This window comes from Rhizobium sp. PEPV16 (assembly GCF_008919455.1).
Lineage (GTDB): Bacteria > Pseudomonadota > Alphaproteobacteria > Rhizobiales > Rhizobiaceae > Rhizobium > Rhizobium leguminosarum_Q.
Genome location: NZ_VSZV01000355.1, coordinates 125,124 through 140,341 on the forward strand (window position 1 = coordinate 125,124; position 15,218 = coordinate 140,341).

13 protein-coding genes are annotated in these 15,218 nt (G+C 62.0%); 5 read left to right on the plus strand and 8 right to left on the minus strand.

Annotated elements, in window-relative coordinates:
* Together FY112_RS34240 and FY112_RS34245 are read left to right on the plus strand one after the other, a co-directional pair.
* Positions 1 to 448 (plus strand): aminotransferase class III-fold pyridoxal phosphate-dependent enzyme (locus FY112_RS34240; RefSeq protein WP_151520356.1); only part of this gene is annotated, 448 nt, incomplete at its 5' end.
* A gap of 66 nt (positions 449 to 514) precedes the next feature.
* Positions 515 to 1,996, plus strand: coding sequence for an NAD-dependent succinate-semialdehyde dehydrogenase (locus FY112_RS34245; protein WP_151520336.1), 1,482 nt, complete (start codon positions 515 to 517; stop codon positions 1,994 to 1,996).
* A gap of 56 nt (positions 1,997 to 2,052) precedes the next feature.
* Here FY112_RS34245 and FY112_RS34250 read toward each other — a convergent pair whose 3' ends face one another.
* Positions 2,053 to 2,262, minus strand: a complete 210-nt coding sequence (locus FY112_RS34250) for a SlyX family protein (RefSeq protein ID WP_011649924.1) — start codon at positions 2,260 to 2,262, stop codon at positions 2,053 to 2,055.
* Between the two features lie 177 nt (positions 2,263 to 2,439).
* On the opposite strand from FY112_RS34250, the gene uxaC reads away from it, so the two are divergent.
* Complete coding sequence (uxaC, locus tag FY112_RS34255; protein WP_151520337.1) at positions 2,440 to 3,855, plus strand: glucuronate isomerase; 1,416 nt, start codon at positions 2,440 to 2,442, stop codon at positions 3,853 to 3,855.
* Positions 3,852 to 5,309, plus strand: a complete 1,458-nt coding sequence (locus tag FY112_RS34260; RefSeq protein ID WP_151520338.1) for a mannitol dehydrogenase family protein — start codon at positions 3,852 to 3,854, stop codon at positions 5,307 to 5,309. The genes uxaC and FY112_RS34260 overlap by 4 nt, the downstream gene beginning before the upstream one ends.
* A 230-nt stretch (positions 5,310 to 5,539) precedes the next feature.
* Here FY112_RS34260 and FY112_RS34265 read toward each other — a convergent pair whose 3' ends face one another.
* From FY112_RS34265 to FY112_RS34295, 7 genes are all read right to left on the minus strand, one after another.
* Positions 5,540 to 7,990 (minus strand): FAD-dependent oxidoreductase, encoded by a 2,451-nt coding sequence (locus tag FY112_RS34265; protein WP_131629973.1) that lies wholly within the window; start codon positions 7,988 to 7,990, stop codon positions 5,540 to 5,542.
* Complete coding sequence (locus FY112_RS34270) at positions 7,991 to 8,866, minus strand: phosphotransferase (protein WP_151520339.1); 876 nt, start codon at positions 8,864 to 8,866, stop codon at positions 7,991 to 7,993.
* A gap of 70 nt (positions 8,867 to 8,936) precedes the next feature.
* A complete protein-coding gene (ugpC, locus tag FY112_RS34275) occupies positions 8,937 to 10,013 on the minus strand; it encodes a sn-glycerol-3-phosphate ABC transporter ATP-binding protein UgpC (RefSeq protein ID WP_025396575.1) in 1,077 nt (358 codons plus the stop codon).
* Between the two features lie 32 nt (positions 10,014 to 10,045).
* Positions 10,046 to 11,143 (minus strand): Gfo/Idh/MocA family oxidoreductase, encoded by a 1,098-nt coding sequence (locus FY112_RS34280; protein ID WP_181018322.1) that lies wholly within the window; start codon positions 11,141 to 11,143, stop codon positions 10,046 to 10,048.
* Positions 11,143 to 12,021, minus strand: coding sequence for a carbohydrate ABC transporter permease (locus FY112_RS34285; protein ID WP_179038825.1), 879 nt, complete (start codon positions 12,019 to 12,021; stop codon positions 11,143 to 11,145). The genes FY112_RS34280 and FY112_RS34285 overlap by 1 nt, the downstream gene beginning before the upstream one ends.
* Position 12,022: 1 nt before the next feature.
* Complete coding sequence (locus tag FY112_RS34290; protein WP_065281739.1) at positions 12,023 to 12,982, minus strand: sugar ABC transporter permease; 960 nt, start codon at positions 12,980 to 12,982, stop codon at positions 12,023 to 12,025.
* Between the two features lie 6 nt (positions 12,983 to 12,988).
* Positions 12,989 to 14,275, minus strand: a complete 1,287-nt coding sequence (locus FY112_RS34295; protein WP_151520342.1) for an ABC transporter substrate-binding protein — start codon at positions 14,273 to 14,275, stop codon at positions 12,989 to 12,991.
* Between the two features lie 198 nt (positions 14,276 to 14,473).
* Between FY112_RS34295 and FY112_RS34300 the strand changes: the two genes are divergently transcribed.
* Complete coding sequence (locus FY112_RS34300) at positions 14,474 to 15,151, plus strand: TetR/AcrR family transcriptional regulator (protein WP_151520343.1); 678 nt, start codon at positions 14,474 to 14,476, stop codon at positions 15,149 to 15,151.
* Positions 15,152 to 15,218: the final 67 nt, after the last annotated feature.

The following is a 15,218-nucleotide window of genomic DNA, read 5'->3' on the forward strand; positions in this document are numbered from 1 at the left end:
CACCGGCCGCGCAGAAATCATGGATGCGCCGGGACCGGGCGGGCTCGGCGGCACCTATGGCGGCAATCCGCTCGGGATCGCCGCTGCCCACGCCGTGCTCGACGTCATTGCTGATGAAGATCTCTGCAACCGCGCCAACCAGCTTGGCGGACGGCTGAAGCAGCGGCTGGAATCGCTGCGCGAGACGGTGCCGGAGATCGTCGATATCCGCGGACCGGGCTTCATGAACGCCGTCGAATTCAACGACCGGACGACCGGACTGCCGAGCGCGGAATTCGCCAACCGGGTGCGGCTGATCGCTCTCGACAAGGGCCTGATCCTGCTCACCTGCGGCGTCCACGGAAACGTCATCCGCTTTCTTGCACCGATCACCATCCAGGACGAGATCCTCGGCGAAGCGCTGGATATTCTCGAAGCCTCGATGCTGGAAGCGAGCGCGGGCCGTTAAGCGCACCCGAACCGGATTTCAATGGCTGCCGGCAACCGGCAGCCGCACTCCCAAGGAGGATATGACATGGCTTTCACCACCGCACTGACCAAGCACGTTCCCTTCTCCTCGCCCTTGCTGCGCGATGCCGGCTGTATCGACGGCGTCTGGACATCAGGCGATGCCACGAGGACTTTCGACGTGATCAACCCGGCAACCGGTGAACTGCTCGCCTCGCTGCCCGATATGGGTGCGGCCGAGACGCGGGCGGCGATCGACGCAGCCCATGCCGCCCAACCGGCCTGGGCTGCCCGCCCGGCCAAGGAGCGCAGCGCGATCCTGCGCAAATGGTTCGACCTGATGGTCGCCAATGCCGACGAACTCGCGGCGATCCTGACCGCCGAAATGGGCAAGCCGTTCCCGGAAGCGCGCGGCGAGATCCTTTATGCCGCGGCCTATATCGAATGGTACGCGGAAGAAGCCAAGCGCATCTACGGCGAGACGATCCCCGCGCCTTCCGACGACAAACGAATGATCGTCATCCGGCAGCCGGTCGGCGTCGTCGGCACGATCACGCCGTGGAATTTCCCGGCGGCGATGATCACCCGCAAGATCGCCCCGGCGCTTGCCGTCGGCTGCACCGTGGTCTCGAAGCCCGCCGAACAGACGCCGCTGACGGCGATCGCGCTTGCCGTGCTCGCCGAGCAGGCCGGCATTCCCGCCGGTGTCTTCAACGTCATCGTCGGGGTCGACGGTCCGGCAATCGGCCGCGAGCTCTGCGGCAACGAAAAGGTGCGCAAGATCAGCTTCACCGGTTCGACGGAAGTCGGCCGCATCCTGATGCGGCAGTGCGCCGACCAGATCAAGAAGGTGAGCCTGGAACTCGGCGGCAACGCGCCCTTCATCGTCTTCGACGATGCCGATCTTGACGCTGCCGTCGAAGGCGCGATCGCTTCCAAATACCGCAATGCCGGCCAGACCTGCGTCTGTGCCAACCGCCTCTACGTCCAGTCGAACGTCTATGACGCCTTCGCCGCCAAGCTTGCCGCCAAGGTCGCCGAGATGTCGGTCGGCGACGGCTTCAAGCCGGGCGTCGTGATCGGGCCGCTGATCGACGCGCAAGGCCTTGCCAAGGTGGAGGATCATGTCAGCGACGCGCTTGCCAAGGGCGCCAAGGTGCTGACCGGCGGCAAGCGCATCGACGGCGCCGGCACGTTCTTCACGCCGACGGTGCTGACAGGCGTTGCGCGCGGCATGAAGGTGGCGCGCGAGGAGACCTTCGGGCCGGTGGCGCCGCTCTTTCGCTTCGACACGGTCGAGGATGTCATCAACCAAGCCAACGACACGGAGTTCGGCCTCGCCGCCTATTTCTACGCCGGCGATCTGAAGAAGGTCTGGCGGGTGGCGGAAGCGCTAGAATACGGCATGATCGGCATCAATACCGGCTTGATGTCATCCGAGACGGCACCCTTCGGCGGTATCAAGCAATCCGGCCTTGGCCGCGAAGGCTCGCGACACGGCGCCGACGACTATCTGGAAATGAAATATCTCTGCATCGGCGGCGTTTGATCCGCCGCCTCATGGCGCAAGACACCCAACGACACGCGGCATTGCGCCGCGTGTCGTCAATAATGCGGCGGGCGGGTGATCGCTGGCGCGTCCAGCGACTGCTCCTCGAGCGACAGGAAGCGTTCGGTCAGCCGGTCGAGCTTAGTGCGCATCTGCTCGACCGTTTTCCATTGCTCGGCGAGCTGATCGGAAAGCTCTTCGATCGTCTTTGCCTGGTGGGCCAGCATTTCTTCCAGCCGGGTGATGTGGTTCGTCTCGTCGGACATCGATGCTCCTTTGCCGAAACCGGCACAGATGGTTCTCCCAAAGCGGAAATAGGCCGCCTCGTCAATGCTTTCCATGCCCGGCGCGGCCACGCGCAAAACTGTACCGTTTGGTTACTAAAAGACCTTGCCGCGCCTGATGTTGTGGGGTAGGCCGTTATCCATCAGGGAGGAATACTGATGGATGCAGGAAACGGCTTTCTTCATCCGGACCGGCTTTTTCCGGCTGATCCGGCAACACGGACCATCGCGCGAGAGCTCTACGAGACGGTGCGCAATCTTCCGATCGTCAGCCCGCACGGGCATACCGAACCCTCCTGGTTCGCCGACGACAAGCCCTTCGAAGACGCGGCCTCGCTGCTGGTCATTCCCGATCACTATCTCTTCCGGATGCTGCACAGCGTCGGCGTCACCTTGGACGAGCTCGGAGTGCCGCGGCTCGACGGCAAGCCGGTGGCTGAGGGGCGGGCGATCTGGCGGACCTTTGCCGCGCATTATCATCTCTTCCGCGGGACGCCTTCGAGCCTCTGGGTCGACCACGCCATGTCGGCCGTGCTCGGCTGCACCGAGCGGCTGACATCAGACAATGCCGATGCGCTCTACGACCATATCAATGCCCAGCTTGCCCTTCCGGAATTCCGCCCGCGGGCGCTGCATCAGCGATTCGGCATCGAAACGATCGCGACGACGGATGGAGCGCTCGATCCTCTGGCGCATCACCAGAAGATGGCGGCCGACGGCTGGATCGGCAAGGTGCGCACCACCTACAGGCCGGACAGTGTCACCGATCCCGATGCCGTCGGCTTCCGCGACAATCTCATCAAGTTCGGAGAGATCACCGGCGTCGACGTCACGCGCTGGGACGGCCTGATCGAGGCGCATCGGCGCCGGCGCGCCTACTTCCGCCAGTTCGGCGCCACCGCGACCGATCACGGCGTGCCCACGGCCTTCACCGCCGATCTGCCGCTTGCGGAAAAACAGGCGCTGCTCGACAAGGCGCTGAAGGGTCCGCTTTCGGCCGAGGATGCCGAGCTCTTCCGCGGCCAGATGATGACCGAGATGGCCGGACTTTCGGCCGAGGACGGCATGGTGATGCAGATCCATGCCGGCTCGAGACGCAATACCGACAGCGGACTTTTTGCGGCCCGCGGCCCGAATATGGGCGCCGATATCCCCACACCCACGGACTGGGTCGGCGGCTTGAATGCGCTGCTATCAAAATATGGTCACGCACCAGGTTTGCGTGTACTGCTCTTCACGCTCGACGAGACGACCTATGCACGCGAGCTGGCGCCGATGGTCGGCCATTGGCCCTGCCTGATGATCGGCCCGCCCTGGTGGTTCCACGACAGCCCGCTCGGCATCCGCCGTTACCTCGACCAGGTCGTCGAGACGGCGGGTTTTGCCAATATGGCGGGTTTCAACGACGATACGCGCGCGCTGCTATCGATCCCGGCCCGGCATGACGTCTGGCGCCGCGAAGTCTGCCGCTTCCTTGCCCAGCTCGCCGCCGAGCACCGGATTTCCAAGCGAGAAGCCGAGATCGTCGCAGGCGAGCTCTCCTATGGCAATGCAAAGAAGGCCTACAAGCTGTGACCGAACGACTACGGACCCTTTCCGGCCTCGCCCCGACGGCGAAGCTTCCCGCCTATGACCGCAGCCGGCTGAAAAGCGGCATCCTGCATCTGGGTCCAGGCGCCTTCTTCCGCGCGCATTTCGCGCCGTTTACGGATGCTGCGCTCGCAGCCGCAGGCGGCGACTGGGGCATCGAGGTAGCAAGCCTGCGCACGCCCGATGTCGCTGACAATCTGAGCGCTCAGAACGGGCTTTATACGACGCTGATCCGCGACAGCTCGGGCACGACGGCTGAGGTGATCGGTTCGATCCTGAAGGCGCATGTGGCGCCGCGCGATCCGGCTGGCCTGCTGGCGCGGCTCGAAGATCCCGCTGTCCGCATCGTCAGCATGACGGTGACGGAAAAGGCCTATGGTTTCGATCCGTCAACCGGCGGCCTCGATCTGAAGCACCCCGATATCGTCGCCGATCTCGCCAGCCGGCATGCGCCTCGCGGCGTCATCGGTTACCTCGTCGAAGGCCTTGCGCGCCGCCGGCAGAAGGGGATCGCGCCCTTTACGCCGCTCAGCTGCGACAACCTGCCGAGCAACGGCGCGGTTCTGAAACGCCTCGTGCTTGAATTCACCTCGCGCATCGATCCCGACCTGCATCGATGGATCGAAGCGAATGTGCCCTTCCCTTCGACGATGGTCGACCGCATCACTCCGGCAAGCACCGAAGCGACCTATGCCGATGCCGAGCGGCTGACGGGCCGCACCGACATGGCGGCGGTCGAGACAGAGCCTTTTACGCAGTGGGTCATCGAAGATCATTTCGCCAATGGCCGGCCGGCCTGGGAAAAGGTCCGCGGCGCGCTGATGGTCGAGGAAGTCTCGGCCTACGAAAAAATGAAGCTGCGGATGCTGAACGGAGCCCATTCGCTGCTCGCCTACCTCGGTTATATCGGCGGCTATGAATTCATCCGCGACGTGATGGACGATGCAGCCCTGGCAGCACTTGCTTACCGCCACATGCACGCGGCCGCGCGTACGCTCGATCCGGTGCCGGGCATCGATCTCGATGACTATGCCAACGAATTGATAGCGCGCTTTGCGAACAAGGCGATCGCCCATCGCACCTATCAGATCGCCATGGACGGCACGCAGAAACTGCCGCAGCGGCTGCTGGAGCCGGCAAGCGAGGCGCTGGCGCATGGCGACAGGGCGGAGACCTATGCGATCGCCGTTGCGGCATGGATGCGTTATGCGATCGGCGAGCACGGCAACGGCGAGCGCTACGAATTGCGCGATCCCAGGGCTGCGGAAATCGCCGCTCTCATCGCCGATATCCCGCGCACCGGCCTGGCGATTTCGGCGGCTCTTTTCACCCTTCCCGGACTTTTCCCGGCGGCTTTGACAGGCCACCGGGCCTGGACGCAGGATGTGGCTGACAAGCTGGAGATCCTGATCCAGGACGACCGGCTGCCGCTGTTCTGAGATTTGGGACTTCTCTGGTGACGAGGGGGCGCCGCACGGGGATGCCCTCTCCCTCCGTCATCCCTGGGCTCGTCACAGGGATCAGTGCGCCTGAGTCCTTGGGCGCGAGAAACTCTATTCAGGTCGTAAAGAGTCTTTCACCGCGCCGACGCGCGGTGGCTGGATTCCTGTGACGGGCACAGGAATGAGGGAGTTCGGGGTTACCGGCTCTTCTCAACCACATCGGATGGTCAAGCCTTCACCCGCGCCATATCGGGATCATAGAGCGGCGACAGCGATACTTTGCAGGGGATGCGTTCCCGCGCGACGTCAAGCTCATAGGTGCCGGAGAGCACGAAATCCTCAGTCACGCCGTCGGGGCTGCGGACGTAGCCGTAGCCGATCGGCTTGCCCAGCGTATAACCGAAGCCGCCGCTCGACAGCCAGCCGACGCGCTTGCCGTCGCGATAGATTGTTTCGCGGCCGAGCAGCACGGCATCGGCATCCTCGGGAATGAAGCAGGCGAGGCGCTTCTTGACGCCTCCCGAAAGCTGCTGCTCGATCGCCTCACGGCCGCGGAAGGGAATATTCTTCCGCATCTTCACCGCCCAGCCGAGACCGGCTTCAATAGGCGTATGGTCGGGACCGATATCCGACCCCCAGGCGCGATAACCCTTTTCCAGGCGGCAGCTCTCGATCGCGCGATAGCCGGCATTGACGAGGCCGAGTTCGCCGCCTGATGCCATCAGCACGTCGTAGACCGTGGTCGCATATTCAACGGGAATATGCAGTTCGTAGCCGAGCTCACCGACATAGGTGATGCGCAGCGCCCGCACCGGGCAGCCTGCAATGCCGATGGTCCTGACCTTGCCGAAGGGGAAGGCCGCATTCGAGACGTCGCTACCCGTCACCTTTTCCAGCACGGCGCGGGAATTCGGTCCCATCAGCGACAGCACGGAATAGGCGGATGTGACGTCGACCAGCTCGGCCTGCATCGCCGCCGGGATATTGCGTGCGATCCAGTCGAAGTCATGGGTGGCAAAGCCGGTACCGGTGACGATGTAATATTCGTTCTCGGCGATGCGGGCGACCGTCACGTCGCATTCGATGCCGCCCTTGTCGTTCAGCATCTGCGTGTAGATGAGCGAGCCGACCGGCCTTGCGACATCGTTGGAGGCGATCCAGGACAAGGCTGCCTCGGCATCCCTGCCCTTCAGCACGAATTTGGCAAAGGAGGTCTGGTCGAAGATGACGGCCGCCTCGCGCACCGCCTTGTGCTCGCGGCCGACGGCGTCGAACCAGTTCTGCCTGGTGTAGCTGTAGACGTCCTTCGGCTCCTCGTTGGCGAAGAGATCGGCAAACCAGTTCGGCCGTTCCCAGCCGAGCTTTTCGCCGAAACAGGCGCCCTGCGCCTTCAGCCGGTCGTAGAGCGGCGACTTGCGGCAGGGGCGGCCGCTTGAATGTTCCTCGAACGGCCAGGCCATGGTGTAATGTTTGCCATAGGCTTCGAGCGTGCGTGTCCGCACCCAGTCGGTATCGAAATGCGGCCGGCCGAAACGGCGGATATCGACTGGCCAGAGATCATAGGGCGGTTCGCCCTTCGTCACCCATTCGGCAAGCGCCATGCCGGCGCCACCGGCAGAGGCGATGCCGAAGGCGTTGAAACCGGCGCCAACGAAGAAATTCTTCAGCTCCGGCGCCTCGCCGAGAATGAAGTTGCCATCCGGCGTGAAGCTTTCCGGGCCGTTCAGCAGCTGCTTGACGCCGACATTTTCCAGCGCCGGAACGCGGCCGAGCGCCTGTTCCATGATCTGCTCGAAATGGTCGAAATTACTGTCCAGCAGCGTGTAGTGGAAACCTTCGGGGATACCGTTTTTCGCCCAGGGGATGGGGTTCGGCTCGTAGCCGCCCATGACGATGCCGCCGACCTCTTCCTTGTAATAGGTCAGGCGATCGGGATCGCGCAGCGTCGGCAGGTTGGAGGGCACGCCGAAGGATTCGGTGATGATGTATTGATGCTCGACGGAGACCAGCGGCACGTTGACGCCGAAGCGGGCGGCGAAGGCGCGCGTCCATTGGCCGGCACAGACGACGACGCGCTCGCATTCGATACGCCCTTGCGCCGTGACGACGGCACGGATTCTCCCCTTGTCGATTTCAAGGTCGAGGACTTCGGTATCCTCGAAGATCGAAACGCCCGACATGCGGGCGCCCCTTGCCAGCGCCTGGGTGATGTCGGAGGGATTGGCCTGGCCGTCGGTCGGGAGGAAGGCAGCGCCGACCAGATCGTCCACAGTCATCAGCGGCCAGAGATCGAAGGCTTCCTGCGGTGTCAGCAATTGCATTTCGAGGCCGAAGGACTGGGCGGTGGTCGCTTGGCGCCTGACCTCGGTCCAGCGTTCCTCATTGCAGGCAAGGCGCAGGCCGCCATTCATCTTCCAGCCGGTGCCGAGACCCGTCTCCTCTTCCAGCCGCTTGTAGAGATCGACGGAATAGCCGAGAAGCTGGGTGATGTTGGCGCTGGTGCGCAACTGGCCTACGAGGCCGGCGGCGTGGAAAGTGGTGCCCGAGGTAAGCTTCTTGCGCTCCAGCAGCACGGTATCGGTCCAGCCGAGTTTGCCGAGATGATAGGCCGTCGAGCAGCCGATGATGCCGCCGCCGATGACCACGGCTTTCGCCGTCTTCGGTAATTCCTTCGTCATTTATCGGTCCTGTTCAAAGGCTTGATAGGCGCGCTCGAAGCGCGCGAGATTTTCGGCCGTATAGCCGGCGTAATCGAAATCGATGGTGGAATGGATTTCCGAAATCATGCTCCAGAGCGTCTCGCGCAGCAGCGAGGCGCATTTCATCGCGGCGTAGCGCCTGTTGAGATCATCGGTCAGCGGCCGGTCGAAATAGGTCTCCAGCATCGTGTGCTCGGCCGCTTCCGAGAGTTCGTTGTTGGAGGCCAATCCGCCGAGATCGAAAAGCGGCGTGTTGAAACCGGCATAGTCCCAGTCGATCAGCCAGAGGCGTTTACCGTCATCGAGAAAGTTGGCGGCCAGCAGGTCGTTGTGGCCGAAGGCGATTTCGAAAGGCCCTGCCGCCTCTTCCAGCGCCTCGGCCCGGCCGACAAGCTGCGGCAGCAGAGGCAGATAGGCGCTGCCCGCGGCCTTCAGATTGGCAGCGTAGTCGCGGATGACGTGGAAGACCCAGAAGATCATCGCCTGGCCGCGGAAATGCCGGGCGATGTCGCGATGGCAGGCGCGCACCAGCGGCAAGACCCGAGCGAGCATTTGCGGCGCCCTGATATCCTCCGGCGAAAGCGCTCTCGCATCGATATATTCGAGCACCAGCACGCCCGGCGAATGATGGATGACGGCAGGCGATATGCCGGCCGCATGGGCGGCACGGCTCGCGGCAAGCTCGTTCTGCCGGTTGATGTGATGGATCGGGATATCGGTGCCGAGTCTCACCACGCAACGCGCGACGGCATCGCTGACCAGATAGTTCCGATTGGTGATGCCGCCTGCTATCGGCGAGATTTCGATCGGCCCCTGCCAGATGCCAAGCGCATGAATCCTATCTTCAGGCGTCATGCTCAACCCCCTTGCCGCCCTTCGTGAAATGATGGGCCAGAGGAGGATCGGCTGTCAAGCAGCCGCGCGCTTAGATCGTCTTGCCGGCCGCGTCGAAGACGTGGCAGCGGGCCGGATCGAAGGAAGCCTTGACATTGGCGCCGCGCTCCACCTTCTGCTGGCCGTCGAGTGCGACGGTCAGGAGCTGGTTATCCGGCGTCGTGGTATAGAGCATGGTAGCGCCGCCGAGATTTTCGACGAGATCGACGTTGACGGTCGACAGTGTGATTGCGCCTTCGGCCAGCGAAAGATGTTCGGGGCGAATGCCGAAAGTGACCTCCTCCCCCGCCCCGCCTTTCAGGCGGCGCGGCAGGCGGACGGAATTGCCGCAGACATGAATGCTGGTTTCGGTCTCTCCGACCTGCTCGATGCGGGCCTTCAAAAAATTCATCTTCGGGCTGCCGATGAAACCGGCGACAAAGCGGTTGGCCGGGTTGTTGTAGAGATCGAGCGGGGCGCCGACCTGCTCGATACGGCCCGAATTCAGCACCACGATCTTGTCCGCCATCGTCATGGCTTCGACTTGGTCATGGGTGACATAGATCATCGTATTGCCGAGGCTACGGTGCAGGCGGGAGATCTCGACGCGCATCTGCACGCGCAGTTCGGCATCGAGGTTCGACAGCGGCTCGTCGAACAGGAAGATGCGCGGCTCGCGCACGATGGCGCGGCCGATGGCGACACGCTGGCGCTGGCCGCCGGAGAGCGCCTTCGGCTTGCGCTCCAGCAGCTTCTCGATCTGCAGAATCTCGGCGGCGCGCTTCACCTTCGGCTGGATATCGGCCTTCTTGTAACCCGCCGTCTCCAGCCCGAAGGCGAGGTTCTTGTAGACCGACATATGGGGATAGAGCGCATAGGACTGGAAAACCATGGCGATGCCGCGCTTGGCCGGCGCCACCTCGTTCATGCGCTCGCTGTCGAGCAAAAGCGCGCCGCCTGAGATCTCCTCGAGACCGGCGATCATGCGCAGAAGGGTGGATTTTCCACAGCCCGAGGGGCCGACGAAAACGACGAATTCGCCGGGATCGATCGTCAGGTCGATGCCATGGATCACATCCATCGCGCCGTAGCGCTTCTCGACCTTCTGAAGAACGACACTGGTTGCCATCTTCTCAAAACCCTCTCTTTTTATTTTGTCGGTTACTTCGTTCTTGCGCGCCAATCGGCGTATTTCGGACTGTCGGGGCCGACCGGCAGCGGCACGTCAGCGCCGCTATCGGAAGACTGGTAGATGGCGGTGACGAGTTCCAGCGCACGGCGAGCGTCCTTTGTCGTCACCGGCAGCGGCCCATGGCCGCTGAGAAAAGCGTGGAACTGGCCCATCTGCGTGGTGAAGCGCGGCGCGACCGGCTGCCAGTCGCCAACCACCCTGTCGATCTGCTCCTGAACGTCGTCGTTTGCGGCGATGATCTTCCATGGGTCCTTGCCGGGTGTATAGGGCTCGTGGCTGCTCTCGAAAGTGACATTCTCGAAGTGCAGCCTGAGCCGGCTGATCTGCTCCTGCGAACCAAGCGTGCAGGAAAGCGAGACAAACGCGCCGCTTTCCATTAGCAGGCTGGCGGAGGCACAATCCTCAACCTCGATATCGTTGACGCGAGTGGCGACGCGGCCGAACACCCTAGCCGCCGGACCCATCAGATGCATCAGCATGTCATGCAGGTGCAGCGCATGGGTGACGAGCACGCCGCCAAGCTCAGTCGCCCATTTGCCGCGCCAAGGCACGGCGTAATATTCAGGCTTGCGCAGCCAGAAGGTTTCGACCGAAGCGGTATAAGGCTTACCGGCAATACCGGCGTCGATGATCCGCTTGGCCTTCTGGATGCCGTCGCCGTAACGGTACTGGAAGATCGGCATCAGCACGCCTTTGGCGGTCTTTTCCGCTTCCATGATGGTATCGACGGCGGCAAGCGAGCCCGTCAGCGGCTTTTCGCAGACGACATGTTTACCGTCGGCAAGCGCTGCGACCACCTGTTCCAGATGGATGCCGGGAGGGGTGCAGATATCGATGATGTCGATCGTGTCGTCGGCCAGCAATTCCGCGAAGGAGGTGGTGCGCCGTTCGATGCCGAACTCGTCGCCGACCGCTGCCATGCGCTGCTCATTCAGGTCGCAGATCGCCACGACCTTGAACTTGTCGGAATTCGGCAGGTAACCCTCGACGATGTGGGAGCGGCCGATGCCGCAGCCGACGATCGCGACCGTCCTGATGCTCATGTCGCTCTTTCCCGTCATCGCCATCAACGCTTCATGCCCGTCGTGGCGATGCCCTCGATCAGCAGGCGCTGGAAGAACAGGAAGAAGAAGAACACCGGCACGAGCGTCAGGGTCGACATGGCGAACAAACCGCCCCAATCCGATGCGCTGGTGGAATCCACGAAAGTGCGCAGGCCGAGCTGGATCGTATAGGTGTTCATGTCGTTCAGGTAGATCAGCGGACCGAAGAAATCGTCCCAGGTCCAGATGAAGGAGAAGATGGCGGCTGTTGCCAGCACCGGCAGCGACAGCGGCAGCATGATCTTCCAGTAGATGCGCCAAGCGCTGCAGCCATCCATCATTGCCGCCTCATCGAGTTCGCGCGGGATACCGCGGAAGAACTGCACCATGAGGAAGATGAAGAAGGCATCGCTTGCCAGGAACTTCGGAACGACGAGCGGCAGGATGGTGTTGACCCAGCCGAGATCCAGGAAAAGCACATATTGCGGGATCAGCGTCACGTGATAGGGGATCATCAACGTGCCGAGCATGATCGCGAACCAGAAATTCCGGCCGGCAAAACGCAGCCGCGCAAAGGCGAAAGCCGTCAACGAACAGGCAATGACATTGCCCGTCACCACTAGCAGCGAGATGACCAGCGAATTCCAGAAGAACCGGCCGAAGCTGATATCTAGGCCATTCCAACCGCGCACATAGGAGGAGAAATCGATCGACGACGGGATAAGCGAGGTCGACGAGAAGATCTCGTTTTCCGGCCTGACCGATGCCGAAACCATCCACAACAGCGGATAGAGCATGAGAAGCGAAGCGGCGATCAGCAGGGCGTGAATGATGAGCGACGCCGGCAGGCTGCGTTTGGTGATGTCGGATGGCGGCCTGGCCGCAGTGACGGAAGCGGTCATCTCAGTCATCGTAGTGCACCCAATAACGCGAGGTCAGGAAAGAGAAGGCAGTGAAGATCGCGATGATCATCACCAGGATCCAAGCGAGTGCCGAGGCATAGCCCATGCGGAAATTGCCGAAGGCTTCCTGATAGAGGTAGAGCGTGTAGAACAGCGTCGAATTGATCGGACCGCCTGTACCGCCGGAAATGATGAAGGCCGGTGTGAAGGCCTTGAAGGCTTCGATCGTCTGGACAACGGCGTTGAAGAAGATCACCGGTGTCAGAAGTGGCAGCGTGATCTTGTAGAATTGCCGGAACTTGGAGGCGCCGTCGAGGCTCGCCGCCTCATACATATCCTGCGGGATCTGCCGCAGGCCGGCCAGGAAAATAATCATCGGCGAGCCGAACTGCCAGACGGACAGCGCCACCAGCGTATAGATCGAGTAGCTCGGATGCGAGATCCAGCTCGGACCTTCGATGCCGAAATGCGAGAGCGCGGCATTGACGAGACCATCGCTGGCGAAAAGCTGACGCCAGAGCACGGCAATCGCCACGCTGCCGCCCAGCAATGACGGCAGATAGAAGATGGCGCGGTAGATCGGCAGCCCGCGCAGGCCGCGATTCAGCGCCATGGCGACCAGCAATGCGAAGGTCAGCTTGAACGGCACCGAGAAGACGACATAGGTCAAAGTGACGTGCATGGCGGCAGAAAATTTCGGATCCGCCGTGGCGATGCGCACGTAATTCGCCATTCCCACCCACCGCGGCGACTGCAACATGTCGTAGTCGGTGAAGGAGAGGTAAAGCGACATCAGGGCCGGCCCGAGCGTCAGCCCAAAAAAGCCGACGAGCCATGGCAGAAGGAAGAGATAGCCGGGTGCATTGGCATTCCAGAGACGCCGGAAGCGCCCTTCGGCCACGGCCCCCTGATATCGTTCCACATTGATGGCCCCTGCGGGCGTGCGCATCGCATTGCTCATACGGGATCAGCCTCGTGCGAGAATCTGCGTGATTTCAGCGACAAGCTGTTTGCCGCCGTCGGACGGAGACAGCTGTCCGAAGGCCACCTGTTCGGCGATGTTGCGCAGAATGAGCTGGCCTTCGCCTGCGCCGGTTGGCGGCGGGGGCGGCAGTGGGCCGGCAAGATCACCGAGTCCGGCGACATAGTCGAGCGGAACTTTGCCGGTTTCGTCGAGCTTGGTGGCGACGACATCGCGCATTGCCTTCGATTCCGGAATGCCGCGCTCGACGTCGAGGATCACCGCGGCATCCGGATTCTTGACGAAGAAGTTGACGTAGTCGACCGCCAGATCCATCACCTTCGACTGCGCCGAGACGGAGAAGAACATCGATGGCTTCCGGTAATGACCGCCCTTGGAGTCCGGCGTGATGCGCATGTAGTTGGTCAGGGCCAACTTATCCTTGACCATGGCTTGATAGCCGACGAACTGGTTGCTGTGCGCGTAGTCGCAAGCAGCCTTGCCTACGGTGAGCGGGCTGGTATCGATCGTATCCTTGTATAGGGCCTGGATATCAGGGGTGACGCAAGCTCCGGCTTCGCGGAACTTAGCCCACATATCGAACCATTCAGAAGCTTCCTCAGGACCGAAAGCGATCTTCGAGTCCGCGGTATAGAGCGCCTTGCCGCGTTGGCGGAGGTAGTTTTCAAGGGCCGGTTCGACACCGCTGCCGTCGGCAAAACCGAAGTAACCCTTGCGTTTGCCGGCCTTGGTCATCTCAGCACCGATCTTGCCGAATTCTTCCCAGGTCGTCTTCTGCGTCGGCATATCGATGCCGGCTTCCTTGAAGGCCGCGGCGTTCACCACGGTTGCGGCCGAGTTGGCGCCGAGACTGACACCATACAAATGGCCATCGACCTTGCCGCCTTCGATCTGCGCAGGATCGAAATCCTCGAGCTGCAGCTTCGACGGCATGTAGGATTCCAGAGGGGCAAGGGCGCCACGCCGGGCATATTCGACAATATAACGGTAGTCCATCTGGATGATGTCGGGGGCGTTGCGGCCGGCGACCTGGGTCGCAAGTCGTGGCCAATAATCCGCCCATCCGAGAAACTCACCGTTGATGGTGGTGCCGGCATTTTTCGCCTTGTAAAGTTCGGAGACCTTATTGGTGCGGTCGGCGCGCGGCTGCGAGCCCCACCACAGGAGACGCAGGCGCGTTTCCTGTGCCAAAGCGCTGGTTCCCAGCGCCGAGAGCGAGAGAAGCGTGGCGCCTCCCGCGACGAAATTGCGTCTGCTTACACGGAATGTCATTTCTTTTCCTCCTCCAAAGGGAAGCGCCTCCACACGCTTCCGAACCTAGTTACCCTTGCATAAATAACTAATTGGTTACAAGCTACGGGCAAAGCGGCGAGCGTGTCAAGCGGTGTCGCTCGCGGGGCTTTCAAATTCGGTTTTTACAATTTCGCACCGAAGGCTTATGAGCGCAACATGTGAGACGGAGGTGGAGAGATGAACGACAGCGGGGGGAATGGGGAAAAGAAAAGGTCTCGGCGCCCATCTGCCGAACGGACGGCCCAACGCGATCCGGAGCGGACTCGCGCTGCGATCCTCGAAGCGGCAACCCGGGAATTTGCCGAAAACGGCATGGGCGGAGCTCGTGTCGATGCCATCGCAGAGCGCGCCGGCACCAACAAGCGCATGCTCTATCATTATTTTGGCGACAAGGAGCAGCTCTACCTCAAAGTGCTCGAAGAGGCCTATGTCGGCATCCGCACCGCCGAACGCGCGCTGCATATCGGCGACCGCAGCCCCGAGGAAGGCATCGGCGAACTGGCGCTCTTCACCTGGCGTTATTTCCTCCAGCACCCGGAATTCCTCAGCCTGCTCGGCACGGAAAATATGCATCGGGCCCGCTGGCTGCGCCAGTCCGTCCGGCTCAAGGAACTGCATTCGCATCTGATCGGCGAGCTTTCGGACGTGCTCGAACGGGGAAAGAAGCAGGGGGTCTTCATCGAGACCGCCGATCCCCTGCATGTGTACCTGACGATCGCCTCGCTCGGTTATTTCTATCTGTCCAACCAATACACGCTGTCGACGATCTTCGGCCGGGACCTGATCGAGCCGACCCATCTCAATGCCTGGGAAAGACATATCGTCCACGTCACGCTCGCCTCGATCAAGCGCTAGAGCCTTTCCGGGTTAGATTGCAGCATTCTGTTGGCTCAAACGGAGTCGGATGGTCGACCGGCCGGCG

Excerpts from the sequence above, each read along its gene's own strand:
- FY112_RS34245 (WP_151520336.1), top strand. The coding sequence starts at position 515 with ATGGCTTTCACCACCGCACTGACCAAGCACGTTCCCTTCTCCTCGCCC.
- FY112_RS34250 (WP_011649924.1), bottom strand. The coding sequence starts at position 2,262 with ATGTCCGACGAGACGAACCACATCACCCGGCTGGAAGAAATGCTGGCC.
- uxaC (WP_151520337.1), top strand. The coding sequence starts at position 2,440 with ATGGATGCAGGAAACGGCTTTCTTCATCCGGACCGGCTTTTTCCGGCT.
- FY112_RS34265 (WP_131629973.1), bottom strand. The coding sequence starts at position 7,990 with ATGACGAAGGAATTACCGAAGACGGCGAAAGCCGTGGTCATCGGCGGC.
- FY112_RS34270 (WP_151520339.1), bottom strand. The coding sequence starts at position 8,866 with ATGACGCCTGAAGATAGGATTCATGCGCTTGGCATCTGGCAGGGGCCG.
- ugpC (WP_025396575.1), bottom strand. The coding sequence starts at position 10,013 with ATGGCAACCAGTGTCGTTCTTCAGAAGGTCGAGAAGCGCTACGGCGCG.
- FY112_RS34280 (WP_181018322.1), bottom strand. The coding sequence starts at position 11,143 with ATGGCGATGACGGGAAAGAGCGACATGAGCATCAGGACGGTCGCGATC.
- FY112_RS34285 (WP_179038825.1), bottom strand. The coding sequence starts at position 12,021 with ATGACCGCTTCCGTCACTGCGGCCAGGCCGCCATCCGACATCACCAAA.
- FY112_RS34290 (WP_065281739.1), bottom strand. The coding sequence starts at position 12,982 with ATGAGCAATGCGATGCGCACGCCCGCAGGGGCCATCAATGTGGAACGA.
- FY112_RS34295 (WP_151520342.1), bottom strand. The coding sequence starts at position 14,275 with ATGACATTCCGTGTAAGCAGACGCAATTTCGTCGCGGGAGGCGCCACG.
- FY112_RS34300 (WP_151520343.1), top strand. The coding sequence starts at position 14,474 with ATGAACGACAGCGGGGGGAATGGGGAAAAGAAAAGGTCTCGGCGCCCA.